We start from the raw sequence: 24,548 nt of genomic DNA, 5'->3' as shown, positions 1-24,548 counted from the left end.
GGGAGGACGCCGCGATGCTGAACCTCGCCGAATACCGCCAGCGCCCGGCCTTGCTTGCCGACTGGCTGCCCTGGGCCGGGCTGATCGCGCCGGGCGTCGTCTTGAACAAGGACGGCAGTTTCCAGCGCACGGTCCGGTTTCGTGGGCCTGATCTCGACAGCGCCACGCAAGGCGAGCTGATCGCCACGTCGGCGCGTCTGAACAACGCGCTGCGCCGGCTGGGTTCGGGCTGGGCACTGTTCATCGAAGCAGAGCGCCGGCCTGCCGCCGACTATCCGCACTCGGAGTTTCCCGAGCCGCTGTCGTGGCTCGTGGACGAGGAGCGCCGCGCCACCTTCGAGGAATCGGGCAACGACTTCGAGAGTGGCTACCACCTGACGCTGGTGTACCTGCCGCCGGAGGAGTCCCGCGCTCGTGCAGCCAAGATGCTCTACGAGAACACGCCGACGAATGGCGTGGACTGGCGCGAGCGGCTGCAAGCCTTCGTCGCGGAAACCGATCGTGTCTTCGACCTGCTCGGCGGCGTGATGCCGGAAATTGACTGGCTCGATGACGCGCAGACGCTGACCTACCTACACGCGACCATCTCGACGCGACGCTATCGCGTCGGCGTGCCTGAAGTGCCGTTCCACATCGACGCGCTGCTGACCGATTCCGCATTGGTCGGCGGCCTGGCGCCCATGCTGGGCGACCAGCACCTGCGCGTGGTGTCGGTGCGGGGTTTCCCGACCTCGACCTGGCCGGGGATTCTGGACGACCTCAACCGTCTCGGCTTTGCCTACCGCTGGAGCACGCGCTTTCTCTGCCTCGACAAATCCGAGGCGGAACGGGAGTTGGGACGCCTGCGCCGCCAGTGGTTCGCCAAGCGCAAGAATGTCATCGCGCTGCTGCGCGAAACGATCTTCCAGCAGGAAAGCCCGCTGGTCGATACCGACGCGAACAACAAGGCGGCGGACGCGGATGCAGCCTTGCAGGAGCTGGGCAGCGATCAAGTCGCCTTCGGCTATCTGACGGCGACCGTCACCGTCATGGACGAGGACGCTGGCGCAGCCGACGAGAAGCTGCGCATGGTGGAGCGCGTCATCCAGGGGCGCGGGTTCGTGACCATCCCCGAAACGCTCAATGCCGTGGATGCGTGGCTGTCATCGCTTCCGGGCAACGCCTACGCCAACGTGCGTCAGCCCATTGTCTCGACACTGAACCTGGCGCACATGATGCCGGTTTCGGCGGTATGGGCCGGGCCGGATAAGAACGAGCATCTGGACGGCCCGCCGCTGATCGTCACACGCACCGATGGCGCCACGCCGTTCCGGCTGGTGACGCACATCGGCGACGTGGGCCACACGCTGGTCGCGGGGCCGACCGGCATGGGCAAGTCGGTCTTGCTCGCCACGCTGGCGATGCAGTTCCGCCGCTATCACGGCTCGCGCATCTTCGCCTTCGACATGGGCCGCTCCATGCGGGCCGCCATCCTCGGCCTGGGCGGCGAACACTACGACCTGGGCACGGATGGCGAAATCGCCTTCCAGCCACTCGCGCGCATCGACCGTGAGGGCTACCGCACGTGGGCCGCCGAATGGATCGAAGGCCGTTTGCTGCACGAAGGCGTGGCGGTCGGCCCCGACGAGAAGGCGGCTATCTGGTCGGCGCTGGGCAGTCTCGCCGGTGCGCCGGTGGAGCAGCGCACGATGACGGGACTTTCCGTGCTGCTGCAATCGAATACGCTGCGGCAGGCGCTGTCGCCCTATGTGCTGGGTGGCGCCCACGGCAAGCTGCTGGACGCCGACCACGACCGGCTGGGCATGGCCGACGTGCAGTGCTTCGAGATGGAGGAGCTGATGCACAGCAAGGCCGCCGTCATGGCCGTGCTGCATTACCTCTTTGCGCGTTTCGATGAACGCTTTGACGGTGCGCCCACGCTGCTGATCCTCGATGAAGCGTGGCTGTTCCTCGATGACCCGGTGTTTGCCGCGCGCATCCGGCAGTGGCTCAAGACGCTCAGGAAGAAGAACGTCAGCGTCATCTTCGCCACGCAGAGCCTGGCCGACATCAAGGATTCGAGCATCGCGCCCGCGATCATCGAGAGCTGCGCGAGTCGGATTTTCTTGCCCAACCCGCAGGCGACCGAGCCGCAGATTCGCACGATCTACGAGGGCTTCGGCCTCAACAGGCGGCAGATCGAAATCGTCGCCACCGCGCAGCCCAAGCGCGACTACTACTACCAATCCCGTCTCGGCAACCGCCTGTTCGACCTCGACCTGGGGCTGGCAGCGCTGGCGTTTGCGGGCGCGTCCACGCCGCAAGACCAGCGCGACATAGACCGCGTGCTGCTGGACGCCGGCGTGCCCGGCTTCGCGGGCGCCTGGCTGCGCCATCGCGGCCTCGATTGGGCGGCCGAGCTGCTGCCCTCGTTCCCCGGCCTTGCGCCGGGTTCCCTCGCTGACCAACCCCTGGAGAACCTGCCATGAAGAAGCGTCTTATCGCCGCTGCCATCGCGGCCATGCTTTGCACCGCCACTGCCCATGCGCAATGGGTCGTGGTCGATCCCACCAACCTCGTGCAGAACACGCTGACCGCGATCCGCACGCTGGAGCAGATCAACAACCAGATCCAGCAGCTCCAGAACGAAGCGCAGATGCTGATGAACCAGGCGCGCAACCTCGCCAGCCTGCCGTCTAGCGTGGTGAACCAGTTGCGCGCCAACCTGGCGACGACCGAGCGACTGATCGCCCAGGCTCGCGGCTTGGCCTACGACGTGACGAATCTGGATCGGGAGTTCCAGCGCCTGTACCCGGAGCAGTACGCCGCCACCGTGAGCGGCGACCAGATGTACCGCGACGCGCAGGAGCGTTGGAGGAACACGCTCAATGGCCTGCAAACCACCATGCGGATGCAGGCCCAGGTGTCGCAGAACCTGGGTGAAGACGAAAGCGTGCTGGCCGACCTCGTGGGAAAGAGCCAGTCGGCCGAAGGTGCGTTGCAGGCGATGCAGGCCATGAATCAGTTGCTGGCCTTGCAGGCCAAGCAGTCGATCCAGTCGCAGCGGCTCCAGATCACGCAAGACCGGGCGGCGTCGCTGGAGCTGGCGCGGCAGGCGGCGGCCACGGAGCGCGCCCGCGAAGTACGGCGGCGTTTCCTGGGCGAAGGCACGCCGTACACGCCGCAGTCCGTGAACTTCTACGGCAACTGACGGGAGGCCGCCATGCGATGCGTCCTCGCCCTGTCGGTTTCGCTGCTTGTGGCGCTGCTGGCCGCTTGCAGCGAGCAGCCGGCCGCCCCCCTTGCCGAAGCCCTAGTCGCCGATCCCGTGCGGCTCAACGCATTGCGCGCGCAATGCGCAACCGACCGGCAGGCCACGGGCGAGGACGCCTGCCGCGCCGCCGCCGAAGCCTTCCGGCGGCGCTTCTTTTCCGGCGAGGCCGGGCCGGATGAATACCAGACGCTGGCCGACCTGCCGCCGATCCCACCCAGCTTCGAGGAACCGGCCGATGGCATGGCGCCGGCCGTTCCCGCCGAACCGGAGGACACGCCATGAATGATGTGACCATCATCGACCAATTCCTCAACACCTTTGCCGCTTATATCGACTCGGGTTTCGGGCTGCTGCGGGGCGAAGTGGCGTTCCTCACGGCCACGCTGATCGTCATCGACATGACGATCGCCGGCCTGTATTGGGCCATGAGCCATGCCACCGGCCAGGGCGAGGACGTGATCGCCAAGCTGCTGCGCAAGGTGCTCTACGTCGGTGCCTTCGCCTACATCATCAATAACTTCAACTGGCTGGCCAGCATCGTGTTCCGCTCGTTTGCGGGATTGGGCATCACCGCCACCGGCTCGGCCATCACGATGGAGAACTTCTTGCAGCCGGGCCGGCTGGCGAAAACCGGTATCGACGCTGGGGCGCCGATTCTGGAGCAGATCGGCGAGATGGCGGGCTTTCCCGAAGTGTTCGTGAACCTCGACCCCATCGTGGTGATGTTCCTCGCGTGGCTGGTCGTGGTCTTGTGCTTCTTCGTGCTGGCGATCCAACTGTTCATCACGTTGATCGAGTTCAAGCTGACCACGCTCGCCGGATTCGTGCTGGTGCCATTCGCGCTCTGGAACAAGACCGCGTTCCTCGCCGAAAAGGTCTTGGGCAACGTAGTGGCCTCCGGCGTCAAGGTTCTGGTGCTGGCCGTGATCGTCGGTATCGGCTCGGGCTTGTTCGCTCAGTTCCAAGTCCATCCCGCCGAGCCGTCTATCGACCACGCGCTGGTCATCATGCTGGCCTCGCTCACCTTGCTGGCGCTCGGGATCTTCGGCCCCGGCATCGCCACGGGCCTCGTGTCCGGTGCGCCGCAGCTCGGCGCTGGCGCAATGGCCGGTGCTGCTGTCGGCGCTGCCGGCACGGCTGTCGCCATCGGCGCCGCCGCGACGGGCGTGGGTAGCGCCGTGGCTGCTGGTGCGCGCATGGCCCCGGCTGCCGCCAAGCTGGCCGGTAGCGGTGCGCGCGCCGCCACGTCGGCGGCCAGCAGTGCGAAGTCGGCGTTCCAGGCCGGTTCCGCCGCCGCTGGCGGCGGCGCAAAGGGCGCGATGGCGGGCCTGGGCAACGTCGCTAAGACCGGCGCGCAGGCAGCCGGGCGAGGCGCTGCATCCCGCGCTTCCGCTGCCGGGCAACGCATGGCCGCTCCCTTCCGCGCTGGCTGGAATGGCGCTGCTGCCGATGGCGGCGCGGGTGCGGCATCCGGTCAGGGTGCCGCAGGCGAGGCCGCATCCGGCGCCGCTACGGCGCAGACACAGGAACAGCCCGCTTGGGCCAAGCGCCTGCATCGCCGCCAGCAACTCACCCACGCCGCGACCACCACCGCCCACGCGCTGCGCGGTGGCGATGGCGGCGGCTCCGGCCAGGGGCCGAGCCTGCGCGATTCCGATTCATAAGGAGAACTGACCATGCGATTCAAGAAACCGCAGGTGCGCTACGCCGACACGCCGCAACCTGCCACGCCGTACCAAGCTGCCGGCCAAGTGTGGGACGAGCGCATCGGCTCGCCGCGCGTGCAGGCGAAGAACTGGCGCCTGATGGCCTTCGGCTGCCTGACGCTTGCGCTGCTGATGGCCGGCGGCCTGGTGTGGCGCTCGGCGCAATCCATCGTGACGCCCTACGTCGTGGAGGTGGACAACGCGGGCCAGGTACGCGCCGTGGGTGAAGCCGCCACGCCATACCGGCCCAACGATGCGCAGACCGCGCACCACATCGCGCGCTTCGTGACGCTGGTGCGCTCGCTGTCCATCGACCCCATCGTCGTCCGCCAGAACTGGCTGGACGCCTACGACTACACGACCGACAAGGGCGCGGCCGTGCTCAACGACTACGCACGGGTCAACGACCCGTTCGCGCGCATCGGCAAGGAGTCGGTGACGGTGCAGATCACCAGCGTCGTGCGCGCCAGCGACACGTCTTTCAACGTGCGCTGGACGGAACGCCGCTACGTCAACGGCGCCGCGGCGGGCTTGGAGCGGTGGACGGCCGTGGTGTCCATCGTGCTCCAGCCGCCGCGCACCGAAGAACGCCTGCGCCAGAACCCCCTGGGCATCTACGTCAACGGCCTGTCATGGAGCCGCGAACTGGATTCTTCCGAAGGAGCCAAGCCATGAATGATCTTTTCCGTAAATCCGCCTTGCCGGTGATCTTGCTTGCCCTGGCGGGCTGCGCTACGCAGGGCAAGCCACCGCCGACCATCTCGCTCGATGAGCCGGTGCAGGCCCAGCCGCTACCCGAGCCACCCACGCCGGTGGAGGTGGTGGCGGTGCCCGAGGTGCTGCCGATGCCGGCGCAGTTGAAGCCATTGCCCGAAGCCGAGGACGCCAAGCCCACGCCGGAGCCAGCCGACGAGAAGGTGCGCGTCTCACGGGCCAATGCCGAGGCGCGCGTCGCACCCACGCGCGAGGGCTACGTCAACGCGATTCAGGTGTGGCCCTTCACCGATGGCGCGCTCTACCAAGTCTATGCGGCCGTGGGCCGCGTGACCGTGGTTTCACTCCAGCCGGGCGAGGAACTGGTGACGGTGGCGGCGGGCGATACCGTGCGCTGGATCGTGGGCGATACGTCGAGCGGCAGCGGTGCTGACCTGCGCGTCAATGTGCTGGTCAAGCCGATCCGCTCGGGCCTCAAGACCAATCTCGTCATCACCACCAGCCGCAGGACGTACCTGCTGGAGTTGGCTTCGACGGAAAAGACGTGGATGGCCTCGGCTTCTTGGGAGTATCCGCGTGACCGGATGCTGGCCTTGCAGCGCCAGGCGCAGGCGGCCAGCGCCGCCGCGCCGGTGGACTCCGGCTTGTCGCTGGAAAACCTGCGCTTCCGCTACGCGGTCAGCGGTAGCAACCCGCCGTGGAAGCCGCTGCGCGCCTTCGACGACGGGCAGAAGGTCTATATCCAGTTCCCCGCCGGCATCGCGCAAGGCGAGCTGCCGCCGCTGTTCGTAATCGGGCCGGAAGGCGACGGGCAACTGGTCAACTACCGCTTCCGCTCGCCGTACTACATCGTGGATCGGCTGTTCGGTGCCGCCGAACTGCGCCTGGGCGGGGACAAGGGCGACGTGGTGCGAATTGAGCGCACGGACGGCGTTGCGCGGAGGAACTGACCATGAGCCAGGACGACACCCCCGACCTCGCCACGCCGCAGGCAGGCAAGGTCGCGCCGGAAGCGGTGGCGCTGCGCGCCCAGCCGCGCCCGGTCACTCGCTTGAACCGGCGCACGCTGGCCATCCTCGTCGGCGGCCTGTCGGTCGCCGTCCTTGGGGCCACGATCTGGTCGCTGCAACCGCAGCGGCGCGGTACGGGCGAGCAAACCGAGCTTTACAACGTCGATCGCGTCTCGAAGTCCGAAGGGCTGGATGCGCTACCGACGGACTACTCGAAGCTGCCGCCAGCCTTGCCGCCCGATGTGCCCGAGCTGGGGCCGCCGTTGCCCGGCGACCTTGGCCCGGCCATCGTCGCTTCGCAGCAGCCGGTGACGCCAGGCTATTCGCCGCCAGGCCATGATCCCGAAGATGCCTTGCGCAAGGAGGCGGACGCGGCGGCGGCCTCGTCGGTGTTCTTCCGCTCGGGCGGCCAAGCGCAGACCGACGCCACGGTCGCGCAGGCGGCGCCGGGGGCTGCAAGCACGCTTGCGGCCTTTGATCCGCTCGCTGCTGGACCTGCCTCGACGGTGGCCCAGCCCGCCGACCCGACCGCCGTGCAGAACCGGCAAGACCAGAAAGAGGCGTTCCTGAAAGCCGGTTCTACGGAAACCCGCAATTCCGGCAATCTGGCGCTGCCCGCGTCGCCGTATCAGGTGATGGCCGGAACGGTGATCGCCGGTGCGCTGGTGACAGGCATCAAGTCGGACTTGCCGGGCGACGTGATCGCCACGGTGACAGAGCCAGTCTTTGACACAGCCACGGGCAAGTTCCTGCTGATTCCGCAGGGGGCGCGCATCCTTGGGCGCTACAACAGCCAGGTCAGCTACGGGCAGAGCCGCGTGCAAGTAGTGTGGAACCGGATCATCTTGCCCGACACGTCTTCGCTGACGCTCGACAACCTAGTGGGCACCGATCCGGCCGGCTACGCTGGCCTGGAGGATGACGTGAACTGGCACTGGAATCGCATCGTTGCGGGCGCGGTGTTGACGACGCTGCTGGGCGTGGGCGCCGAACTGGCCGCGCCGGAGAACCGGCAGGACGGCAACCGCATTGTGATTGCCGGGCGCGACAGCGCGCAGGACAGCATCAATCAGGTCGGCCAAGAGATCACCCGGCGCAACATGAATATCCAGCCGACGCTGACCACGCGGCCGGGCCTGCCGGTGCGCATCATCGTCAACCGCGATTTGGTGTTGCGGCCTTACCAGCCGATGTTCTTCCAACGGGGGGCGATGCAATGAGCACAACCAAGAAGCTGCGGCTCGGGCCGCTGCCCAAGACCGAGAGCATCAAGCTGACCTTTGCGTGCCCGGTCAGCTTGAAAGCCGACCTTGACCGCTACGCCGCGCTGCACGCGCAGGCGTATGGCGAGACGGTCGATGCCATGACGCTGATCCCGCATATGCTGGAGGCGTTTATCGCTGGGGATCGAGGATTCCGGCGGGGCAGGGGAGATGACACCCGACCTTCTTCCCGCACGGCTATGCCGAAAGGGTGATTGTTTGGATTAGATTCCATTGTCGTATCCAGCCTACGATTGGTGGTTCCATATCAAATTGACGTTTTCTTGGAAAAGATATATATATCGTAGTATGGCTACGACTAATTCAAGCAGACTAAATGTGCTCTACACCCGGTTGGCACCGGGAACGCCGCTGACCTCGCTGGACTTGGCGGCGTTGGGCATCTCTGCTGACCTGGCTGTTCACTACGTCCGGGCAGGGTGGCTCAAGCGCCTGGCGCGGGGGGTGTTCTGCCGCCCCAACGATCCCCCGGCGCTTCATCCCAGCCTGCTGCTGTTGCAGCGCCAGTTCGAGGGGCTGCACGTCGGCGGCAAGTCGGCGCTGGACTGGTACGGTGTGCGGCAGTACGTAGCGCAGCAGCCGGTGCTGCATCTGTATGGCTGGAAGGCCGCACGCTTGCCGGAATGGTTCACGGAACGATTCCCAGCTGAATACCACCGCAAACGGCTGTTCGACGAGCAGCCGGCCGCCTTGTTGCACGTTGGCGCGTTCGAGAAGCGCAGCGGGGCGCCGCAGGTGTCCGCGCCGGAGCGCGCCTTGCTGGAACTGTTGAGTGAGGTTGGCGTGCGCCAGCCCTTACAGGAAGCCCGCGAACTGGTGGAGAGCGCCTATAGCCTGCGCCCCGACGTGTTACGCGAGCTGTTGCAACACTGCACAAACGTCAAGACCGTGCGGCTGTGCCTGCAACTCGGCCGCGAGGCGTCATTGCCCTGGGCGGCCAAGCTCGATCCGGCCGCGCTGCCGACGGGTAGCGACCGTCCCTGGGTGTCTCGATCGGCCGATGGCCTGCTGGTACTCAAGCCATGAACCAGACCTATCTCGATACCGCGCGCCTGCTGACGCAGGTCGCGCCGCTGGTGTTTGTTGACGATACCTTTGCCCTGAAGGGCGGTACGACGATCAACCTGTTCGTGCGCGACATGCCGCGCTTGTCGGTCGATCTCGATCTGGTTTTTCCCGATCACACCTTGCCGCGCGACGAGGCACTGGCGCGCATCAACGAGGCCATCCGGCAAGCTGCGGAGCGGTTGAAGAAGCGAGGATTCCACACACACGCGCCAGCGGCAGCAGCAGGGGAAACCAAGTTGCTGGTGCGTCGCGGCTCGATTCAGGTCAAGGTCGAAGTCAACTTCGTCATGCGCGGCACGGTGCAGCCGGTGCGCCGCGCCTTGCTGACGCCGATGGCCCGTGACGTGTTGATGGCCGATCTGGAGATTCCGGTGGTGTCGCTGGAAGAAGTGTACGGCGGCAAGCTGGTGGCGGCGCTGGATCGGCAGCATCCGCGTGATCTGTTCGACGTGATGCAGCTCTTTGCGCACGAGGGCATCACGCCCGGCATCCGGCGCGCCTTCGTGGTCTATCTGGCCAGCAGCAACCGGCCGATCCATGAAGTGTTGTTCACGCCGCTGCGAGACATCCGGCACGACTACGAGCACAACTTCCAAGGCATGACGACCGAGCCGGTGCCGCTTGATGCGCTGCTCGACGCGCGAGAACGCATGGTGCGCGAAATCCAGCAGGGTTTGGACGACGACGAGCGGCGCTTCCTGCTGTCGCTGGCCGCTGGCACGCCGGAGTGGTCATTGCTGGACATCGCACACCTCGAACAACTGCCGGGCATCCGCTGGAAGCTGCACAACCTGGCGCAGTTGCAGAAGGCCGATGCGAAGAAGTTTGCCGAGCAAGCAGATGCGCTGGCCGCAAGGTTGGGGTAGGGGGATTCCTCAACACAAGCCGGCCTGACCCGCTAAAAAATGGACACGAAACCCAGTGACTTCTCCCCGCATTGCCGACCGATTTGCGTTCCATCGTTCTACGCCACAGATCACGGTCGATGAGTATGAGCGACGCCGCGTGATCGAACTCGGTGAGTGGGTGGCTGCGCGGGGCCGCATCTACCTCGACAAGTGCTTCTGGATTCACCTGCGCGCCGCACGCACGCTCGCGTCGAGTCCACCGGGAGCGGCGGATCTTTTGGATGCCCTCGTAGCTGGTGTCTCCAACGGGCAGTTGGTGTGTCCCATCAGCGATGTACTGTTTCTTGAACTAGGGCCTGTTAACACATTCTCAGTCCATCTGCGACAAGCACGAAGCTGATGAAGCCGAGGAACATGAGATCGAGTTTCTCGAAGCGCGAGAAGATGCGCCGGTAACCCTTGAGGCGACGAAACAGTCGCTCGACCTCATTGCGGCGCTTGTACATGGCCCGGTCGTATTCCCAAGGATCAAGGCGCTTGCTGGTCGGGGGCACGACCGGAATGAATCCCAGGTCCAGAGCAAGTTGGCGGGTTTCATTGCCTTCGTATGCCCGGTCCATGAGCAAATGAACGGGTCGGCTTGTCGCCCCGAGGCTGCTGAGCAAACGCCTGCCTTCAGGTGCGTCGTGCGCTTGTCCTGGCGAGAGGCAGAACGTCACGGCCGTTCGAGCATCCGCGGCAACCATATGAATCTTGGTGTTCCATCCGCCTCGGGACTTGCCGATGGACTGAGGGCCGTTTTTTTTAACGCTCCGGTGCCGTCTGGGTGGACCTTGATGCTGGTGGAGTCCAGCGAGACCGCCTCGATCTTGATGCGCACGACCTGGGCTCGCTGCAATACCTCGAACATGCGATCGAGTACACCGGCCTTGGTCCAGCGGTTCATGCGCGTGTAGATCGTGTGCCAGTTGCCGAACCGTTTGGGCAGTCCACGCCACTTGCAGCCATGCTCGGCCACATAGAGGATGGCGTTGACTACCTGCAGGTTGCTCAGGCTGACATTGCCGCGCTGCTTGGGCAGACAGTGCTCGATGGTGGCGAATTGCTCGGGTGTGATCTCCATGCCAGAGATTGTCCCGCGCAGTCGCAGAAATCGCCATTAGTGTTAACACGCCCTAACTCCAGGAGCTTCACGATGCACCATCTTCATTCCCACCGCGCCCGGCAGCAACGTGCCACCACCATCGCCATCACGCCATCGGTCACCCGCTGGCACCCCGCGGCGCGAGCCGCTGGTTGGACACTGCTGGCCATGACGCTGACCGTCTTCGTGGTGTTCAGGCTCGGCTGACCACCGCCATCCACCGCTCTCCATGGCCCCTTAAGGAGGACCAAGCCAATGAACCACCCAGTTTTCCGGCACTACCCCCGCAACAGCCCTCAGGCCGCCGGGCGCATCCTGGCCACCGCCTTGCTGGCCAACGGCGACATCAAGGATGTCGAATGGCAGCGACTGGCCGACACGCAGGCCTTCGAACGGCTCGATCTGCATGGCCTGCAATGGCATGTCGTTCTGGACGAGTTGTGCCAGGACCTGATGACCGGTGTTCGCCCGGGGCGGGATATCCTGATCGACGGTCCGACGCTCGCCGCCTGGCTGGACGAGATCGATAACGTCGCGTTGCAGGCGCTGGTGATCAAGCTTTGCGCTCAAGTCATCGAGGCCGACGGCGAGGTGCACCCGGGCGAGTCGATGTTGTTGCGCGCGGCACTTGAGCGGTGGGTGCTGCCGATGGAAGACCAGGAGTGTGTCGAACCACTGGTCTACGGCCTCGACTTTCAGGTGGTGCCGCGCCCTGGCATCTCGATGCCGGGCTAACGTTCGATCAAGCATCAGGCGATTCCCCTTCCCCCATTCTCCATTCCCGAGGCCGGCCGCGCTGCAGCGCTGTCGGCCTTGTTGTTTGTCGAGCTGACCAACAAAGGTATAATTCCCGCAACAGCTTGTCTGCTGTGCGAAGAAGGAACAACATGAAACATGTCTACTTGGCCCTGCTGCTCGCCATGACGGCTGTCGTTTTTCTCTTCAAGTTCCAGAACCTCGACACTGTGACCGTGCAGTTCCTGTCTGCGAGCTTGACGCTACCGCTGTCGTTGCTGCTGCTGGCGGTGTACGTGCTGGGCATGCTGACGGGAGGCACGCTCCTGTCCATGGTTCGCAGCTGGGTGCGCGGCGCCACCTCGAAACCTCCCTTGAGCAACTGAGCCATGGCGACTTTGCGGCAATGACTTTTCTTCTGTTCGCGGGGGGGCTCCTGGCCTTGGTTGCCGGCGCCTTCATCCTCGTGCGCGGTGCGTCGCTCCTGGCATTGCGCCTGGGTCTGTCGCCGCTGGTGGTGGGTCTCACGGTGGTGGCTTTTGGCACCAGTGCACCGGAGATGGCCGTGACAACCGGCGCAGTGCTGGCCGGGCAGGGCGGGCTGGCGGTGGGCAACGCCGTGGGCAGCAACATCTTCAACGTGCTGTTCGTCCTGGGCCTGGCCGCGCTCATCACGCCGCTGGCGGTGCACCGGCAAGTCATCCGCCAGGAGGCGCCGATCATGATCGGCGGCGCCGTGTTGCTCATCGTCCTGGGCCTGGACGGATCGTTGGGGCTGTTCGACGGATCGCTGCTGCTCGGCCTGCTGATGGCCTACACCGCGTTCCTGGTCCGGCAGTCGCGCGCGGAGCCGGCCGCGACCGGTCCCGACGAGTACGCCGACACACTGCAGCCGGCCAAGGCGGGGCGGTGGGACGCCCGGCTGCCGGCACAGCTCTGTCTGATCGTCGCCGGGCTGGTGCTGCTCGTGCTGGGATCGGATTGGCTGGTGCAGGCGGCAGTCATCTTCGCGCGTGCACTCGGTCTGTCGGAGGTGATCATCGGCCTGACCATCGTCGCCTCGGGCACTTCGCTGCCGGAGGTGGCGGCATCGGTAGTGGCCAGCCTCAAGGGCGAACGCGACATCGCCGTGGGCAACGTGGTGGGCAGTTGCGTGTTCAACCTCTTTGGCGTCGTTGGCCTGGGGGCCGTCGTGGCGGCTGTGGGCACCGGTGCCGCGCTGCCGCTGCCGCCGGACGTGGCCCGGTTTGATCTGTGGGTCATGCTCGCCGCACTGGTGGCTTGCCTGCCGGTCTTCCTGACCGGTCGCGAGATCGCCCGTTGGGAGGGCGGCCTGTTCTTGGGCTACTACGTCGCGTATGTGGCCTACCTGGTGCTGGCGGCGCAGCGCCATGACGGCGTCCAGGCCTTCGGCGACGCGATGCTGGGGTTCGTGGTGCCGCTGACCATCGTCACGCTGGGCGTGACGATGTTGCGGCGGGCGGGGCGCTGAGCGTGGGCACGCCGCTTCTGAGCTCGGCGGCCGATGGCGGCATGGGGCTGGCCTCTCGTGCCGCCTTCACGGCGCTGCCTCTGGCCGCGCTGGGCGTCGTGGTGGGCATGTTGTTGTGGCTGCAGCTGCCGACGGGTGGTGCGCTCGAGTGGATACCGGCGCTGGGCATCTCGCTGGCCTGGCGCATCGACGGCCTGGCGGTGCTGATGCTGCTGATGATCACGGCTGTGGGCAGCGCGGTATTCGTCTACGCCGGCGGCTACTTCGCAAGCCACCCGGGGCAACGGCGGCTGTTCGTGCAGCTCACGCTGTTCATGGTGGCGATGATCGGCTGCGTCACTGCTGACAATCTGTTCACGCTCTTCCTGTTCTGGGAAGCCACCAGCGTGCTGTCCTTCCTGCTCGTCGGCTTCCACCATGAACGCGCGGTCAGCCGCAAGGCGGCGCAGCAGGCGCTGCTGGTGACAGGCACCGGCGGCCTGGCGCTGCTGGCGGGCTTGATCCTGATCGGGCAGGTGATGGGCACCAGCACCATCAGCGTGATCGTCGAACGCCTGCCGGCCACCGCGCCCACCCCGCTGCTGACGGCGGGTGTCCTGTTGGTGATCGTGGGCGCCTTCACCAAGAGCGCGCAGTTCCCGTTCCACTTCTGGCTTCCCAACGCGATGGCCGCGCCAACACCGGTGTCGGCCTACCTGCATTCGGCCACGATGGTGAAGCTGGGTGTGTACCTGCTGGCGCGGCTGGACGCCGGCCTCGACGACTGGCTGCTGTGGCAGGTGCTGCTGCAGGGCGCGGGTTCGATCACCGCCGCCTGGGGCATGGTGCTGGCGCTGCGCGAGCGCGACCTCAAGCGCATCCTGGCCTGGTCGACGGTGGCCACGCTGGGCACCTTGGTGGCGCTGGTGGGCATGCCAGGCGAAGGTGCTGCGGTGGCTGTGGGCGCGCTGCTGCTGGCGCATGCGCTGTACAAGGCGCCGCTGTTCTTCGTCGCTGGCAATGTCGATCATGGCACCGGCACCCGCATCATCGACCGACTGGGCAACCTGCGCCACGCCATGCCGTGGACCGCGGCGGCGGCGGCGCTGGCCGGCATGTCGATGGCCGGCATCCCCTTGTCGTTCGGCTTCGTGGTGAAGGACCTGATCGGCGACGCCAAGGCGGCCGACAACGTGCTGGCTTTCGCGCCGCTGGCCAACACGGTGTTCTCGGCCATCGCGGTGGCCGTGGCCGGTGTCGCCGCCGTGCGCGTGTTCTGGCACAGCGCGCCCGAGCCCGCGCTCACCGGCGTGCATGAGGCCGGTCCCGCGCTGGTGCTGCCGCCCATGGTGCTGGCCGCCTTCGGCGTCGCGCTGGGGCTGTTCCCGGCTTGGGCCCAGCCGATGGTAGAAGCTGCGGGGGTGGCCATGACCGCCGGCGACGACCCTGTGCTGGCGCCGCTGGCGCGGGCACTGCTGGCAGAGTCGCTGACCTTTGCCACCACGCTGGCGCTGGGTGCGATCGTCTATCTGCTGTGGGACGTGCTGCACCGCATGGTGGATGCGGTTGCCCCGCGGCTAGCCACCTTCGGCCTTGCCAGGCTCTACGAACGTTCCCTGGACTGGATTCCGCGTCTCGCTGCGTTCAGTACGCGGGCGTTGCAGCACGGACGCTCGCCAGGTTACATGGCCGTGGCGGCGGCCGCGGCGGTGCTGGCCATCGGGCTCCCGCTGGTGGCAGCCGCGCCCACGCTGGCCTGGCCGGCCTGGTCTGCGCCGCCATTGGGCGTGGCCGGTGCCGTGCTACTGATCGCTGTCGGCGCCATGGCGGCCGCCACGCTGAAGGACCGCCTGGTGCTGCTGCTGGGTGCCGGTCTCGTGGGCTACGGCAGCGCAGTGCTGTTTCTCTTTGCGGGGGCGCCGGACGTCGCCTTCACACAGGTGGTCGTTGAGACGGTGTTCGTCATCGTCGTTGCGGCGGTGCTGTTGGCGTTGAAACGCCAAGGCAAGGCCATGAGCGTGCCCGAGCCGGTCTGGCGCCCGATGGCGCTCGTGCTGTCGCTGGCCTTCGCCACCGTGCTGACCGCGCTGCTGCTGGCCGCCGTGGCGCTGCCCTTCGACGACACGCTGTCGCGCTGGTTCGGCGAGCACAGTGTGCCGGCCGCGCAGGGCCGCAACGTGGTAAACGTGATCCTGGTCGACTTCCGAGCGCTGGACACGCTGGGCGAGATCACGGTCGTGATGCTGTCGCTGCTGGCGGCGGTGCCGTTGCTGCGTGCTGTGCGCACCCGGCGCGACACGGAGGCCGGACGATGAACCGCCGGCTGGTCATCCTGGAGGTAGTGGCTATGCCCCTGTACGTGGTGATCCTGGCCGCGTCGCTGGTGGTCCTGCTGCGCGGCCACAACGAGCCCGGCGGCGGCTTCATCGGCGGCCTGCTGGCGGTGACCGCCAGCGTGCTGTGGGCCGTCGCGCACGGACCCGATGCCGCCACGCAGCGCCTGCCGCTGCGCTCGCCGGTGCGGCTTGCGGCGCTGGGCGTGCTGGTCGGCGCGCTGTCGGGCCTGCCGGCCTGGCTGATGGGCAAGGCCTACCTTACGCACCTGTGGGCCGGTGTGCCGCTGGGCTTCACGACGCTGCCGGTGTCCACGGTGCTGGTGTTTGATCTCGGCGTCTACCTGTGCGTGTGGGGTGCGCTGGGGGGTTATGCCATCGCACTGCTCGACAGCGACGAGGCGGAGGAGGGCGCGCAATGATCTGGGCCGTCGCCTTCGCGCTCTGGATCACGTTGACCGCAGGGCTGTACCTGGCGCTGTCGCGCGACGTGCTGCGCTGCGTGGTGGGCCTGGCGCTGCTGGGCAGCGCGGTGAACCTGCTGCTGCTGGCCGCGGGCCGCCTGGGGTCGGCGCAGCCGGCGGTGATCGAGGCGGGCGGCCGGGTGCTGCAGGAGGCGGCCAACCCGCTGCCGCAGGCGCTGGTGCTGACCGCCATCGTGATCGGGTTCGCGCTGATGTGCTTTGCGCTCGTGCTGGTCATGCAGTTGGTGCGGCGCGTCGGCACCGACGATGCGCTGGCGCTGCGGCTGGTGGAGCCCGAGCCGGCGGACCCCGTGAAGCCGCCGCTGGCCTTCGATGCCGTCCATGCCGACGACGATGCGCGGCCGCAGAGGGCCGACACGTGAGCATCGTCGCCACCGCACCCGTGCTCGTGCCGCTGGCCACCGCGGGCCTGACGGCGCTGTTCTCGGGCCGGTCCCGCACGCAGCAGGCCATCAGCTTCGTCGGCGTCCTGGGCTTCCTGGGGGCGGCGGTGACGCTGCTGGCGCAGGTCAGCGCCAGCGGCCCGGTCGGCGTCAGCTTCGGCGATTGGCCCGCGCCCTACGGCATTCAGTTCCGCTTCGACGGCCTGTCCACCGCCTTGCTGCTGTTGACGGCGCTGATGGGCCTGGTCACGCTGATCTTCCTGGGCAGCGACGCCGACCCCGGTCCGCGCCACCGGCTGCTGCTGCCGCTGCTGCACGGCACGCTGGCCGGCGTGGCCGGTGCCTTCAGCACCGCCGACCTGTTCAACCTCTATGTCTGGTTCGAGGTGATGCTGATCTGCGCCCTGGGCCTGATCGCGCTGGGCGGCCGGCGCGACCAGCTCGATGCCGCCTTCAAGTACCTGGGCCTGAACCTGTTCGGCACGCTCCTGCTGCTGGCCGCCATCGGGCTGCTCTATGCCGCCACAGGGCAGCTCAACTACGGCGGGCTGGCACTGGCGGCGCGCCAGCTCGACCCGGCCCTGCTGCACACGTTGCTGGCGGCGCTGACGGTGGGGCTGCTGCTGAAGGCCGGGGCTTTTCCGCTGTATGCCTGGCTGCCGGCGTCCTACCCCACGCTGCCCGCGCCGGTGCTGGCCCTGTTCGCCGCGCTGCTGGGCAAGGTGGCGGCCTACGCCGTGCTGCGCATGCTGGGCGACGTGTTCATGCCCGAAGGTGCGGCGCTGTACGAGGTGCTGGGCTGGGTGGCGGTGGCCACCATGGTGGCTGGTGTGCTGGGCGCGGCGCACCACTGGGACATGCGGCGCATCCTGGCCTTCCACAGCGTCAGCCAGATCGGTTACGTGCTGCTGGCGGTGGCACTGGGCGGCCCGGCCGGCCATGCCGCGGCGCTGTTCTACACGCTGCACCACAGCCTGGTGAAGGCCAGTCTGTACCTGACCGCCGGCATGGTGGCCAGCGTGGCCGGCAGCTACGACCTGCGGCGCATCGGTGGTCTGGCCGCCGCACGGCCGATGCTGGCGCTGCTGTTCGCGGTGATGGCCTTGTCGCTGGTAGGCATTCCGCCGCTGTCGGGCTTCTGGGCCAAGCTGCTGGTGCTGCAGGAGGCCTTTGCACAGGGGCGCTACACGTGGGCCGCGCTGGCCCTGCTGGTGAGCGTGCTGACGCTCTACTCGATGATGAAGATCTGGACCGAGGCCTTCTGGAAGCCCCATCCCTTGGCCGATGCGGAAGGTGTATGGCCAGCGCGGCGCGTGGCGCTCGCACCGGCCTGGGCGGCGACGGTCAGCCTGGCGGCCGTGACGCTTGCGATCGGATTTGCACCCCAGACACTGATCGAGTTCGCGCAGGCCGCGGCCGCGACGCTGGGCCGGAAATGAACCGCAGGAGCCGCCACATGAATTGCCGTGCCGCATGAACAAGCTCACCGCCGCCGTCCTTTTGCCACTGCGCTTTGGCTGGGCGATGCTCGCCTCGGGCGTGCAAACGGTTGCCGCGATCGTTCGGCGCGGCCTGGCTATCGGCACGGCGCCTGCGGCGACCTTCGTGCGCATCGGCTTCGCGCCGATGAGTCCACAGGGCGCTGCGCTGCTGGTCTGCATGATCTCGCTGACGCCGGGGACGACGGTGATCGACATCGACCTGGTGCGCCGGGAGATGGTGCTGCACATGCTCGACGCGAACAACGCGGCGGCTGAGGTCGACGCCATCCGGCGCGACTTCGAGCCGCCGCTGCTGGCCTGGTTTGGAGAGTCGGCATGAACGGGCTGCTGAACGCGGCCTCGGTGGGCTGGGCCACAGCCGTGCTCACCTTGCTGGCGCTGTGCGCGACCCTGATCGCCACCGTGCGCATCGTGCGCGGGCCTCGGCATGCGGATCGCGTGGTGGCCCTCGACATCTTCCTGGCGGCCGCCGTGGCGCTGTGCGTTGCGGCCTCGCTGGCCACCCGCCGCACCGTGTTCCTCGACGTGGCCATCGGCCTTGCGCTGGTCGGCTTCGTGGGGACGGTGGGGTGGGCACGCTTGATCGAGCGGTCGGCGCCGTCCGATACGCAGGAGGAGCGGCGATGATGACGACCCTGGGCGGGCTGCTGCTTGCTGCTGGCGCGGTGTTGCTGGTGATCGCAGCCTGGGGCGTGATCGTGTTGCCCGATGCACTGGCCCGCCAGCACGCGGCGACGAAGGCGGGCACGTTGGCGCTGACGCTCGTGTGCGTGGGCGCCTTGCTCGTGGCCCAGGACACGGCCTGGACCTGGCGGCTGCTGCTGATCCTGGGTTTTCTGCTGGCGACCTTGCCGGTGGCTTCTCACCTGCTGGCACGGGCTGCAGTGCGCGAAGGGGGTCTGGCTCAAGCGGTCGACGCGGCGGAGTTCGTCTCCAACACGGACTGGGACGGAACGCCTGACTGAAACAGGTGTTCCGTCAGCGCCTGATTGAACTCAGCCAAGAGCGTTGAATTGCTGCCGTTCAAATCAAGCTGCCAGTTATTCTGAACAACGAGCATGCATACACCGAAGTCGCGGGGGTTTCGGTGACGAGACTGACGAACTGGTTGTCGGTATAGAAGTCCCCGGCAATATGGGGTCTGGTGCAGGCGGCTACGAGGGAAACCTTGGTCGAGCGCATGGCTGGCGCCACCTGTACGTACTGTGCTTTGGCCCGCTGGGTCGAGGTGTATTCATTGCTTTCGTTTGTAGCTTGTTCTTTGACATCGGTGGTTCTCGCAGAACTTGATGTTGTTTGGTGCGAGAGATTGGCGTTCGCGTCTCGGCGTACCTCCGTCGGGCTCTGCGGGCTGCGCCCCGCGCCCCTGCGGGTCGCAGCCATTCGGCTCCGATCTCTGACGCACTCCGGCCGTCGGTGGGCCCCCGGCCTGCGCGCTGCGCTTGCCTGTTTCGTGCCTGCTTGTGTGGTGGGGCTGGCTTGCTGATCCCTTCATCCTTGCACACCGTTCTCGCTGTCAAGGTCTGCGCGTCCTGTGGTCGCTGGCGGCCGTTCGGCCGTCTTCGAACCTGTGACCGCTGCGCTGCGGCGTGCCGTTTCCGGTCTCGGGCAATCCCGCCCGATCACCGGAGTTGGTCATGGACGACAAATCACACGTTTCGCTGGAGCAGCAGCTTTGTCTGGTGTGCGGCACTGCTTTTGATACCGGCAACATCTTGCTCGACCGGCGCCTGCGCGCGAGCATGAAGCACCACACGACGACGGGCTGGGGGCTGTGTCCCAAGCACCAGCGCCTGTTTTCGGAGGGCTTCGTGGCCTTGGTCGAATGCGATCCGCAGCGCAGCGGAACGCCGTCGGGTTCGGGCCTGATGAAGCCTGATCAGGCGTACCGCACCGGGCGGCTGGCGCATTTGAAGCGGGATGCCTTCGCCCGGGTGTTCAACGTTCCGGTCGCGGCCGAGCAGCCGTGTGTCTTTGTCGAGCTTGGCGTGATCGAACAACTGCAGGCGATGGTGCCTGCGACAGATTGACGCTGCGTTGAGGCCTTGTGGCGCCGCCCCGTACATCGCGGGAGCGGCGCTTTTCTGATGCTGTGCTGCGCTGTTGGGGTTGACCCTCAACCCAATGGGCCGACCCCTTTCTCTCCGGCAGTGCTGCGCGATTCGCACCCCCTGCGCGCCGGTTTCACCGGCTTGCCTGGCCTTTGCGGGCGCTCCCCCCGTCAAGGGCCGCTGCGGCGCCCGTGTCCTCGGCTGCGCCTGCGGGCCGCGCCAGCGCCTTCGCTTCCTCCCTTGACGGCGCACCCGCGCCGGCCCCAGCTGCTGCCCATGGCCGCGAAGGGCTTCGCGGCCCCTGCGGAGCCCAACACCCAAGGAGAGCGCCCATGCACAGCAACGACTGACTTCCCAACCTTTTCACTATGTCTTCCATTGTTTGAACAAGGTCCCCTTGTGGGACAGGAGATTTCACATGAACACCGTTACCGAGGGTTGGCCGTTAATTCGGGAAAAGTCCGACAATCTTCGGTAACCGATTGTCGCTGCAGCAATTTCGCCACCGCAGATCAGTGAGACGTTGTGTTCCTTCGCCGCGCCGCTGGCGCCCATTACTTCAGAGGAAGGTCTTGGGTCGCCTCTTCGGCTGCAGGCGGACGCACGCGACGCTTGCCGGTGCGCTCGACGGGCTCCGTCGCCGGCGTCAATGTCGCATCACGCTGAGCCCACGCGGCCTGCATGCCTTCAAACCGAGCCTGGGTTCGCTCGCGTTCGAGTTCGGAATCGCGTAGCTCTCGGCGCGTTTGCTCAAGTTGCGATCTCGCCTGGTCCAGGTGGGACTGCAGCACCTCTGCGTCTGTGATCGCCTTTGCCGTTCGCTGTTCGAGGGATGTCACTTGTGCCGGAAGCGGTCGCAAGGATTCCAGTTCTTCACGAGCTTTGCGGACCTCGCGTTCGGCCTCCGTCAACGCCTTCTGCTGGTGCGTGGTCTGTTCAAGCAGGCGGCCGTTATCACGATTGAGTCTCAGCAGCTCCGCGTTCTTGGCGGTGACCTGGTCCGCGGCCTGGCGGAGTTCGACCTGCAACGCCTGAAGGGCCTGTTCGTGCTGACGTTGCTCGCGTGCCCTTTGCTCCTGCGCCTGGGCCCGGAAGTGGTCAACGTCAGCGCCCACGACGAGCCGCGCAGCCCCGAGCAGAAGCGCCGTGCGATGAGCTGGGCGCAACGGCTCAAGCGGGTCTTTTCCATCGACATCACCACCTGCGCCCGCTGCGGCGGCGCGGTACGAATCGTCGCCAGCATCGAGGAACCCACCGCCATTCGCGCCATCCTCGCCCACTTCGAGAAACACCGCGCGCTGGAGCAAGCGCACTACCGGCCCGCAGCGCGCGCCCCGCCGCCGGCCGCGTGACGAGGTGCCGGCCACACAGCCGGCAGCCAAGCCAGAGTCCGATCCGATGCGGCCACGACCCCGCAGGGCTGCGCTCGGCCCTGTGCCGGGATTCGGTGAGAAATGGCTACGCACTGAGCCGCTGCGTGGCCCCGCGATGTCGAAAACCCACGCATGAACCCCCGATCTGTGCCCGATCTGTGCCCAAAGCGGCGCTTGCGCGGCCGCTTCCTACCCGCCAGACTCGCCAAAAAGGGCGGTTGAACTTCCTATACCCTACCCGCATCGAGAACCTGATGATGGACACCAAGAAGATGTTCCCCCAACCTGGACTGGTACAGCGCCTCCAGCTACCACATGATGGGCGTGCCCACGCCGATGTTCACGCCGCTGTTCGTGATCGCCCGCACCACCGGCTGTGCCGCGCACGTGATCGAGCAGCGCGAGGACGGCAAGATCATCCGCCCCAGCGCGAACTACACCGGACCGGAAGACCGCGCGTACGTGCCGCTGGAGCGCCGCTGACGCGGATGCCGAAACGATGATGCCGCTGATTCCGCCCGGCACGCTGGACGAGCACGTCAAGGTGACCCTGGTCACCGCCGCGGTGACCGCCGTGGTGGTGCTGCTGCACTACGAAGGACTGCGATGGTTGGCGCGCCGCTACGGCCCGCGCACCCACCATGCCCGCGAACGACATCGCCACCGGCGCGGCTTCATCGGCCTGATCTTCGCCCTGCTGCTGCTGCACGTGCTGGAAATCTGGTGCTACGGCATCGCCTACTACTGGCTGGAGCACCAGCCGGACATGGGATTCGTGCACGGCGAACACGGCATCCGCACCCTGTTCGATGCGATCTATTTCTCGGCCACCATCTACACCACGCTGGGCTTGGGCGACCTGTCGCCGGTCGGTGCGATCCGCCTGGTCAGCGGCATGGAAGCGGTGACCGGGTTGCTGCTGATCACCTGGTCGGCCTCGTTCACCTATCTGGAAATGCACCAGCACTGGACGCGGCCGGACCAGCACGACTGACCGCTTCCTGTCCGCATCGACATCGCACTCATGTTGGATGCGGATGCGATGGAAGCCCGCAGTGCCACCAACCGGCAGCCTCGATGCAGGCTCGGCTTCCGATCAGGCCAACCCCTCGGCTTCCAGGACCTTCTGCACGGCCGCATCGGCCAGCATGCGCTGCCTGAATGCATCCAGATGCGACAGACCGGACAGGTCCACGCCGACCCTGTCGGCCCACAGCAGGGTGACGAACAGGTACGCATCGGCACCGCTGCGGAAGCCCGCCAGCCAGTTGCCGGTCACGCCCAGGCGGGCATCCGCGGACTCGAACAGCTTGCGCACGCGTGCGCGCGCGACCTGTTTCACCGTGTCGTAGTGCTCGCTGCCGTGCATGAACATGCCCGGCCCGAACAGCGGCTTGAAGGCGGGATGCAGATCGGAATTGACGAACGCGATCCAGCGCATCGCCTCGGCACGCTGGCGCGGACTGCCGTCGCCGACCAGGCCGGACTCGGGCGTCGAATCGGCGATGTAACCCAGGATGGCGGCGTTCTGGGTCAGCACGAAATCGCCATCCACCAGCACCGGCACCGAACCGGCCGGATTCAGCGCCAGGAATTCCGGCGACTTCAGCCGCTGGGCATCCACGATCTCGGTTGCATACGGTTGGCCGGCCCATTCCAGGACGATATGGTCCGCCGTTGAACAGGCGCCGGGCTTGGAATACAGCTTCATCACGATCTCGCAGTCGGGACAGGGGGCGTCATCATGCCTCCGGCAGCGCGATGCTGCGTGAGTCCTGCCGCAACGCGCCGTTGCGCCGCAAGCTGCTGCTCAGCGGCGACGCGGCGGCAATCGATCCACCCGGAAGAAGGTGTGATGAAGAAGGTGAACTGGCCAGTCTTCTTCGAGGAGAAGAGAAGCTCGTAAAGAAAGGTCGTGCAAAGAATGCGTCAAGGAAACTGCTGGGGAAGCAACACGAAAGTAAATTCCCCACATGGAACGTCCAAGCCATAGGTACGGCCCTCGTACGGGGATACTTCACGGTTGAAGCAGCGACACGAGACGAAGCGTGGGAAATGGCTTATGACCGGATCAATAACATTGGCCTGACCAATGATGAGTTGGAGTTTTTTGAGATCCGACTTGAAGAACAGCCTGGGGAAGTGTGGCTAAGGAAGGAATAGTTGCTGCAATTTCGTGCGTAGGGCCGCTTCTGCGGCCCTCTCACAAGTAAGCGTTTCATTCGCTTCTGGCCAAGTTGAGTTCCAACAATCGCTTGAGCACCTCGGCGCGTTCCATTGGCCAATCCCAGCCGTAGGCTTTCGCCACGGCGCGGTCCAGATCCTCCTGCAAAGCGACAAGCCAGGCAGGCTTTTCGTTGCAAAGCGCGGCAATGGTACGTCCAGCCAGGTCCGCCTCATGTCCAGGCTTTGCCACAGGGCGTGCCGGGAAGCTGGACGCTTTCCCTTCCTTGGTCGTAACCCATTCGACCCATTCCGGCGGGTTCAGCCACCTGTCGCGGGCTTCGACCAGCGCCCTGGCAGCTATGGCGATCGTCTCGGCATGGGGGTTTGACTTGGCTTTGTTAGCTGGAATATCCAGCGTCAGCCCCTCCGGAAAGGGGAAGGTCTCAAAAACTCGACTGCTGTTGTAGCGACGCACGGTTGGGTGGGCTCCGAAACGAGAGCCGATCTTCTGGACCCAGTACTGGCGGCACTGGTATCGCCAAGCTGGCGGCATTGGTCCCGCCACCTCGCGCGCATCTCACCCGCTTCCACGGCGTATTCGCCCCGAATGCAAACCTGCGTGCGCAGCTGACGCCCTCGGGGCGCGGCAAGCGGCCTGCGGGTGATGCGGCGCCAGTGGACGTCAGCGCCCACGACGAGCCGCGCAGCCCCGTGCAGAAGCGCCGTGCGATGAGCTGGGCGCAACGGCTCAAGCGGGTCTTTTCCATCGACGTCACCGCCTGCGTCCACTGCGGTGGCACCGTGCGGATCGTCGCCAGCATCGAGGAACCTGCCGCCATCCGCGCCATCCTTGGCCACTTCGTGAAGCAGGGCGCGCGGGAAGAAGCGCACTACAGGCCCGCAGCGCGCGCACCGCCAGTGCAAGCCGCGTGACGATCTGCCGGCTGCACAGCCGACGGCGAAACCGGAATCCGAGCCGATGCGGCCACGATCCGCAGGGCGGCGCTCGGCCCGCTGTCGGGA

At 66.4% G+C, this 24,548-nt stretch carries 30 protein-coding genes and 1 pseudogene; 27 read left to right on the top strand and 4 right to left on the bottom strand.

The features are described 5' to 3' along the window. Nucleotides 1-14 precede the first annotated feature (14 nt). The 10 genes from trbE (at nucleotide 15) to LG380_RS05685 (ending at nucleotide 9,900) form a co-directional block, all read left to right on the top strand. A complete protein-coding gene (trbE, locus tag LG380_RS05730; protein ID WP_225763975.1) occupies nucleotides 15-2,468 on the top strand; it encodes a conjugal transfer protein TrbE in 2,454 nt (817 codons plus the stop codon). Further along, a complete protein-coding gene (gene trbJ, locus LG380_RS05725; protein ID WP_033979862.1) occupies nucleotides 2,465-3,190 on the top strand; it encodes a P-type conjugative transfer protein TrbJ in 726 nt (241 codons plus the stop codon). The genes trbE and trbJ overlap by 4 nt, the downstream gene beginning before the upstream one ends. A 12-nt stretch (nucleotides 3,191-3,202) precedes the next feature. Then, nucleotides 3,203-3,535: a hypothetical protein gene (locus LG380_RS05720; RefSeq protein WP_033979861.1), complete on the top strand. Its 333-nt coding sequence runs from the start codon at nucleotides 3,203-3,205 to the stop codon at nucleotides 3,533-3,535. Continuing rightward, entirely contained in the window at nucleotides 3,532-4,917 is a 1,386-nt protein-coding gene (gene trbL / locus LG380_RS05715) for a P-type conjugative transfer protein TrbL (RefSeq protein ID WP_033979860.1), read from the top strand. The genes LG380_RS05720 and trbL overlap by 4 nt, the downstream gene beginning before the upstream one ends. Nucleotides 4,918-4,929: 12 nt before the next feature. Beyond that, entirely contained in the window at nucleotides 4,930-5,634 is a 705-nt protein-coding gene (gene trbF, locus LG380_RS05710) for a conjugal transfer protein TrbF (protein WP_012076301.1), read from the top strand. Further along, nucleotides 5,631-6,623 carry a P-type conjugative transfer protein TrbG gene (gene trbG, locus LG380_RS05705; protein ID WP_033979859.1) on the top strand — a complete coding sequence of 331 codons (993 nt, stop codon included), beginning with the start codon at nucleotides 5,631-5,633 and terminating at the stop codon, nucleotides 6,621-6,623. Before trbF ends, trbG begins: the two co-directional genes overlap by 4 nt. Nucleotides 6,624-6,625: 2 nt before the next feature. Beyond that, the gene (locus LG380_RS05700) at nucleotides 6,626-7,903 is read left to right on the top strand and encodes a TrbI/VirB10 family protein (protein WP_047290279.1); all 1,278 of its coding nucleotides are present in this window, start codon (nucleotides 6,626-6,628) and stop codon (nucleotides 7,901-7,903) included. Then, nucleotides 7,900-8,160 (top strand): DUF2274 domain-containing protein, encoded by a 261-nt coding sequence (locus LG380_RS05695; protein ID WP_047290280.1) that lies wholly within the window; start codon nucleotides 7,900-7,902, stop codon nucleotides 8,158-8,160. The genes LG380_RS05700 and LG380_RS05695 overlap by 4 nt, the downstream gene beginning before the upstream one ends. Nucleotides 8,161-8,254: 94 nt before the next feature. Further along, complete coding sequence (locus LG380_RS05690) at nucleotides 8,255-8,992, top strand: type IV toxin-antitoxin system AbiEi family antitoxin (protein ID WP_047290281.1); 738 nt, start codon at nucleotides 8,255-8,257, stop codon at nucleotides 8,990-8,992. Beyond that, nucleotides 8,989-9,900: a nucleotidyl transferase AbiEii/AbiGii toxin family protein gene (locus tag LG380_RS05685; protein ID WP_225763974.1), complete on the top strand. Its 912-nt coding sequence runs from the start codon at nucleotides 8,989-8,991 to the stop codon at nucleotides 9,898-9,900. Before LG380_RS05690 ends, LG380_RS05685 begins: the two co-directional genes overlap by 4 nt. A gap of 341 nt (nucleotides 9,901-10,241) precedes the next feature. Here LG380_RS05685 and LG380_RS05680 read toward each other — a convergent pair. Further along, nucleotides 10,242-11,005 (bottom strand): IS5 family transposase gene (locus LG380_RS05680; protein WP_225763973.1). Its coding sequence is split into 2 segments (ribosomal slippage): nucleotides 10,242-10,690 and nucleotides 10,690-11,005, totalling 765 coding nucleotides; the frame shifts between segments, so codons are not numbered across the junction. Nucleotides 11,006-11,077: 72 nt separating this feature from the next. On the opposite strand from LG380_RS05680, the gene LG380_RS05675 reads away from it, so the two are divergent. The 12 genes from LG380_RS05675 to LG380_RS05620 all read left to right on the top strand — a co-directional run bounded on the left by LG380_RS05675 (nucleotide 11,078) and on the right by LG380_RS05620 (nucleotide 19,965). Next, entirely contained in the window at nucleotides 11,078-11,233 is a 156-nt protein-coding gene (locus tag LG380_RS05675) for a hypothetical protein (RefSeq protein WP_154583166.1), read from the top strand. Between the two features lie 48 nt (nucleotides 11,234-11,281). Continuing rightward, entirely contained in the window at nucleotides 11,282-11,761 is a 480-nt protein-coding gene (locus LG380_RS05670) for a TerB family tellurite resistance protein (protein WP_047290285.1), read from the top strand. A gap of 152 nt (nucleotides 11,762-11,913) precedes the next feature. Next, on the top strand, nucleotides 11,914-12,147 hold the full coding sequence (locus LG380_RS05665) for a lipopolysaccharide assembly protein LapA domain-containing protein (RefSeq protein WP_047290286.1): 234 nt from the start codon (nucleotides 11,914-11,916) through the stop codon (nucleotides 12,145-12,147). Between the two features lie 20 nt (nucleotides 12,148-12,167). Further along, nucleotides 12,168-13,253 carry a calcium/sodium antiporter gene (locus LG380_RS05660; protein WP_225763972.1) on the top strand — a complete coding sequence of 362 codons (1,086 nt, stop codon included), beginning with the start codon at nucleotides 12,168-12,170 and terminating at the stop codon, nucleotides 13,251-13,253. Between the two features lie 2 nt (nucleotides 13,254-13,255). Further along, nucleotides 13,256-15,547 carry a hydrogen gas-evolving membrane-bound hydrogenase subunit E gene (gene mbhE / locus LG380_RS05655; RefSeq protein ID WP_263973777.1) on the top strand — a complete coding sequence of 764 codons (2,292 nt, stop codon included), beginning with the start codon at nucleotides 13,256-13,258 and terminating at the stop codon, nucleotides 15,545-15,547. After that, the gene (locus LG380_RS05650; RefSeq protein ID WP_225763971.1) at nucleotides 15,544-15,987 is read left to right on the top strand and encodes an MnhB domain-containing protein; all 444 of its coding nucleotides are present in this window, start codon (nucleotides 15,544-15,546) and stop codon (nucleotides 15,985-15,987) included. The genes mbhE and LG380_RS05650 overlap by 4 nt, the downstream gene beginning before the upstream one ends. Continuing rightward, a complete protein-coding gene (locus LG380_RS05645; protein WP_047290289.1) occupies nucleotides 15,984-16,412 on the top strand; it encodes an NADH-quinone oxidoreductase subunit K in 429 nt (142 codons plus the stop codon). Before LG380_RS05650 ends, LG380_RS05645 begins: the two co-directional genes overlap by 4 nt. Next, nucleotides 16,409-17,872 carry a proton-conducting transporter membrane subunit gene (locus tag LG380_RS05640; protein WP_047290290.1) on the top strand — a complete coding sequence of 488 codons (1,464 nt, stop codon included), beginning with the start codon at nucleotides 16,409-16,411 and terminating at the stop codon, nucleotides 17,870-17,872. Before LG380_RS05645 ends, LG380_RS05640 begins: the two co-directional genes overlap by 4 nt. 34 nt (nucleotides 17,873-17,906) lie before the next feature. Further along, nucleotides 17,907-18,254, top strand: a complete 348-nt coding sequence (locus LG380_RS05635) for a Na+/H+ antiporter subunit E (protein ID WP_047290291.1) — start codon at nucleotides 17,907-17,909, stop codon at nucleotides 18,252-18,254. After that, complete coding sequence (locus tag LG380_RS05630) at nucleotides 18,251-18,562, top strand: monovalent cation/H+ antiporter complex subunit F (protein WP_047290292.1); 312 nt, start codon at nucleotides 18,251-18,253, stop codon at nucleotides 18,560-18,562. Before LG380_RS05635 ends, LG380_RS05630 begins: the two co-directional genes overlap by 4 nt. Next, nucleotides 18,559-18,900 carry a monovalent cation/H(+) antiporter subunit G gene (locus tag LG380_RS05625; RefSeq protein ID WP_047290293.1) on the top strand — a complete coding sequence of 114 codons (342 nt, stop codon included), beginning with the start codon at nucleotides 18,559-18,561 and terminating at the stop codon, nucleotides 18,898-18,900. Before LG380_RS05630 ends, LG380_RS05625 begins: the two co-directional genes overlap by 4 nt. 672 nt (nucleotides 18,901-19,572) lie before the next feature. Continuing rightward, nucleotides 19,573-19,965: a hypothetical protein gene (locus tag LG380_RS05620; protein WP_047290294.1), complete on the top strand. Its 393-nt coding sequence runs from the start codon at nucleotides 19,573-19,575 to the stop codon at nucleotides 19,963-19,965. Nucleotides 19,966-20,540: 575 nt separating this feature from the next. Here the strand turns inward: LG380_RS05620 and LG380_RS05615 are convergent. Then, nucleotides 20,541-20,897 carry a hypothetical protein gene (locus tag LG380_RS05615; protein ID WP_225763970.1) on the bottom strand — a complete coding sequence of 119 codons (357 nt, stop codon included), beginning with the start codon at nucleotides 20,895-20,897 and terminating at the stop codon, nucleotides 20,541-20,543. A gap of 12 nt (nucleotides 20,898-20,909) precedes the next feature. Between LG380_RS05615 and LG380_RS05610 the strand changes: the two genes are divergently transcribed. The 3 genes and pseudogenes from LG380_RS05610 (at nucleotide 20,910) to LG380_RS05600 (ending at nucleotide 22,353) form a co-directional block, all read left to right on the top strand. Further along, on the top strand, nucleotides 20,910-21,338 hold the full coding sequence (locus tag LG380_RS05610) for a hypothetical protein (RefSeq protein ID WP_225763969.1): 429 nt from the start codon (nucleotides 20,910-20,912) through the stop codon (nucleotides 21,336-21,338). A gap of 260 nt (nucleotides 21,339-21,598) precedes the next feature. Continuing rightward, nucleotides 21,599-21,842, top strand: a pseudogene (locus LG380_RS05605) (citrate/2-methylcitrate synthase); the annotation flags it as partial. 19 nt (nucleotides 21,843-21,861) lie between these two features. Further along, complete coding sequence (locus tag LG380_RS05600) at nucleotides 21,862-22,353, top strand: potassium channel family protein (protein WP_225763968.1); 492 nt, start codon at nucleotides 21,862-21,864, stop codon at nucleotides 22,351-22,353. 102 nt (nucleotides 22,354-22,455) lie between these two features. On the opposite strand, the gene LG380_RS05595 is transcribed toward LG380_RS05600, so the two are convergent. Then, the gene (locus LG380_RS05595) at nucleotides 22,456-23,070 is read right to left on the bottom strand and encodes a glutathione S-transferase N-terminal domain-containing protein (protein WP_053506972.1); all 615 of its coding nucleotides are present in this window, start codon (nucleotides 23,068-23,070) and stop codon (nucleotides 22,456-22,458) included. 50 nt (nucleotides 23,071-23,120) lie between these two features. Between LG380_RS05595 and LG380_RS05590 the strand changes: the two genes are divergently transcribed. Continuing rightward, nucleotides 23,121-23,522: a hypothetical protein gene (locus tag LG380_RS05590; protein WP_154583201.1), complete on the top strand. Its 402-nt coding sequence runs from the start codon at nucleotides 23,121-23,123 to the stop codon at nucleotides 23,520-23,522. A gap of 55 nt (nucleotides 23,523-23,577) precedes the next feature. Here LG380_RS05590 and LG380_RS05585 read toward each other — a convergent pair whose 3' ends face one another. Next, nucleotides 23,578-24,000 (bottom strand): hypothetical protein, encoded by a 423-nt coding sequence (locus tag LG380_RS05585; protein WP_053506971.1) that lies wholly within the window; start codon nucleotides 23,998-24,000, stop codon nucleotides 23,578-23,580. 77 nt (nucleotides 24,001-24,077) lie between these two features. On the opposite strand from LG380_RS05585, the gene LG380_RS05580 reads away from it, so the two are divergent. Next, a complete protein-coding gene (locus LG380_RS05580; protein ID WP_263973776.1) occupies nucleotides 24,078-24,458 on the top strand; it encodes a hypothetical protein in 381 nt (126 codons plus the stop codon). Nucleotides 24,459-24,548: the final 90 nt, after the last annotated feature.

Origin of the sequence: Stenotrophomonas sp. Marseille-Q4652 (genome assembly GCF_916618915.1) — a bacterium.
Classification (GTDB): Bacteria; Pseudomonadota; Gammaproteobacteria; order Xanthomonadales; family Xanthomonadaceae; genus Stenotrophomonas.
The sequence above is the reverse complement of the archived record's forward strand: the minus strand, read 5'-3'. Positions and strand labels throughout refer to the sequence as shown.

Bases quoted from the DNA above. Each gene is read 5' to 3' on its own strand.
- trbE (WP_225763975.1), top strand. From the start codon at position 15: ATGCTGAACCTCGCCGAATACCGCCAGCGCCCGGCCTTGCTTGCCGAC.
- trbJ (WP_033979862.1), top strand. From the start codon at position 2,465: ATGAAGAAGCGTCTTATCGCCGCTGCCATCGCGGCCATGCTTTGCACC.
- LG380_RS05720 (WP_033979861.1), top strand. From the start codon at position 3,203: ATGCGATGCGTCCTCGCCCTGTCGGTTTCGCTGCTTGTGGCGCTGCTG.
- trbL (WP_033979860.1), top strand. From the start codon at position 3,532: ATGAATGATGTGACCATCATCGACCAATTCCTCAACACCTTTGCCGCT.
- trbF (WP_012076301.1), top strand. From the start codon at position 4,930: ATGCGATTCAAGAAACCGCAGGTGCGCTACGCCGACACGCCGCAACCT.
- trbG (WP_033979859.1), top strand. From the start codon at position 5,631: ATGAATGATCTTTTCCGTAAATCCGCCTTGCCGGTGATCTTGCTTGCC.
- LG380_RS05700 (WP_047290279.1), top strand. From the start codon at position 6,626: ATGAGCCAGGACGACACCCCCGACCTCGCCACGCCGCAGGCAGGCAAG.
- LG380_RS05695 (WP_047290280.1), top strand. From the start codon at position 7,900: ATGAGCACAACCAAGAAGCTGCGGCTCGGGCCGCTGCCCAAGACCGAG.
- LG380_RS05690 (WP_047290281.1), top strand. From the start codon at position 8,255: ATGGCTACGACTAATTCAAGCAGACTAAATGTGCTCTACACCCGGTTG.
- LG380_RS05685 (WP_225763974.1), top strand. From the start codon at position 8,989: ATGAACCAGACCTATCTCGATACCGCGCGCCTGCTGACGCAGGTCGCG.
- LG380_RS05675 (WP_154583166.1), top strand. From the start codon at position 11,078: ATGCACCATCTTCATTCCCACCGCGCCCGGCAGCAACGTGCCACCACC.
- LG380_RS05670 (WP_047290285.1), top strand. From the start codon at position 11,282: ATGAACCACCCAGTTTTCCGGCACTACCCCCGCAACAGCCCTCAGGCC.
- LG380_RS05665 (WP_047290286.1), top strand. From the start codon at position 11,914: ATGAAACATGTCTACTTGGCCCTGCTGCTCGCCATGACGGCTGTCGTT.
- LG380_RS05660 (WP_225763972.1), top strand. From the start codon at position 12,168: ATGACTTTTCTTCTGTTCGCGGGGGGGCTCCTGGCCTTGGTTGCCGGC.
- LG380_RS05650 (WP_225763971.1), top strand. From the start codon at position 15,544: ATGAACCGCCGGCTGGTCATCCTGGAGGTAGTGGCTATGCCCCTGTAC.
- LG380_RS05645 (WP_047290289.1), top strand. From the start codon at position 15,984: ATGATCTGGGCCGTCGCCTTCGCGCTCTGGATCACGTTGACCGCAGGG.
- LG380_RS05635 (WP_047290291.1), top strand. From the start codon at position 17,907: ATGAACAAGCTCACCGCCGCCGTCCTTTTGCCACTGCGCTTTGGCTGG.
- LG380_RS05630 (WP_047290292.1), top strand. From the start codon at position 18,251: ATGAACGGGCTGCTGAACGCGGCCTCGGTGGGCTGGGCCACAGCCGTG.
- LG380_RS05625 (WP_047290293.1), top strand. From the start codon at position 18,559: ATGATGACGACCCTGGGCGGGCTGCTGCTTGCTGCTGGCGCGGTGTTG.
- LG380_RS05620 (WP_047290294.1), top strand. From the start codon at position 19,573: ATGGACGACAAATCACACGTTTCGCTGGAGCAGCAGCTTTGTCTGGTG.
- LG380_RS05600 (WP_225763968.1), top strand. From the start codon at position 21,862: ATGCCGCTGATTCCGCCCGGCACGCTGGACGAGCACGTCAAGGTGACC.
- LG380_RS05595 (WP_053506972.1), bottom strand. From the start codon at position 23,070: ATGAAGCTGTATTCCAAGCCCGGCGCCTGTTCAACGGCGGACCATATC.
- LG380_RS05590 (WP_154583201.1), top strand. From the start codon at position 23,121: ATGCTGCGTGAGTCCTGCCGCAACGCGCCGTTGCGCCGCAAGCTGCTG.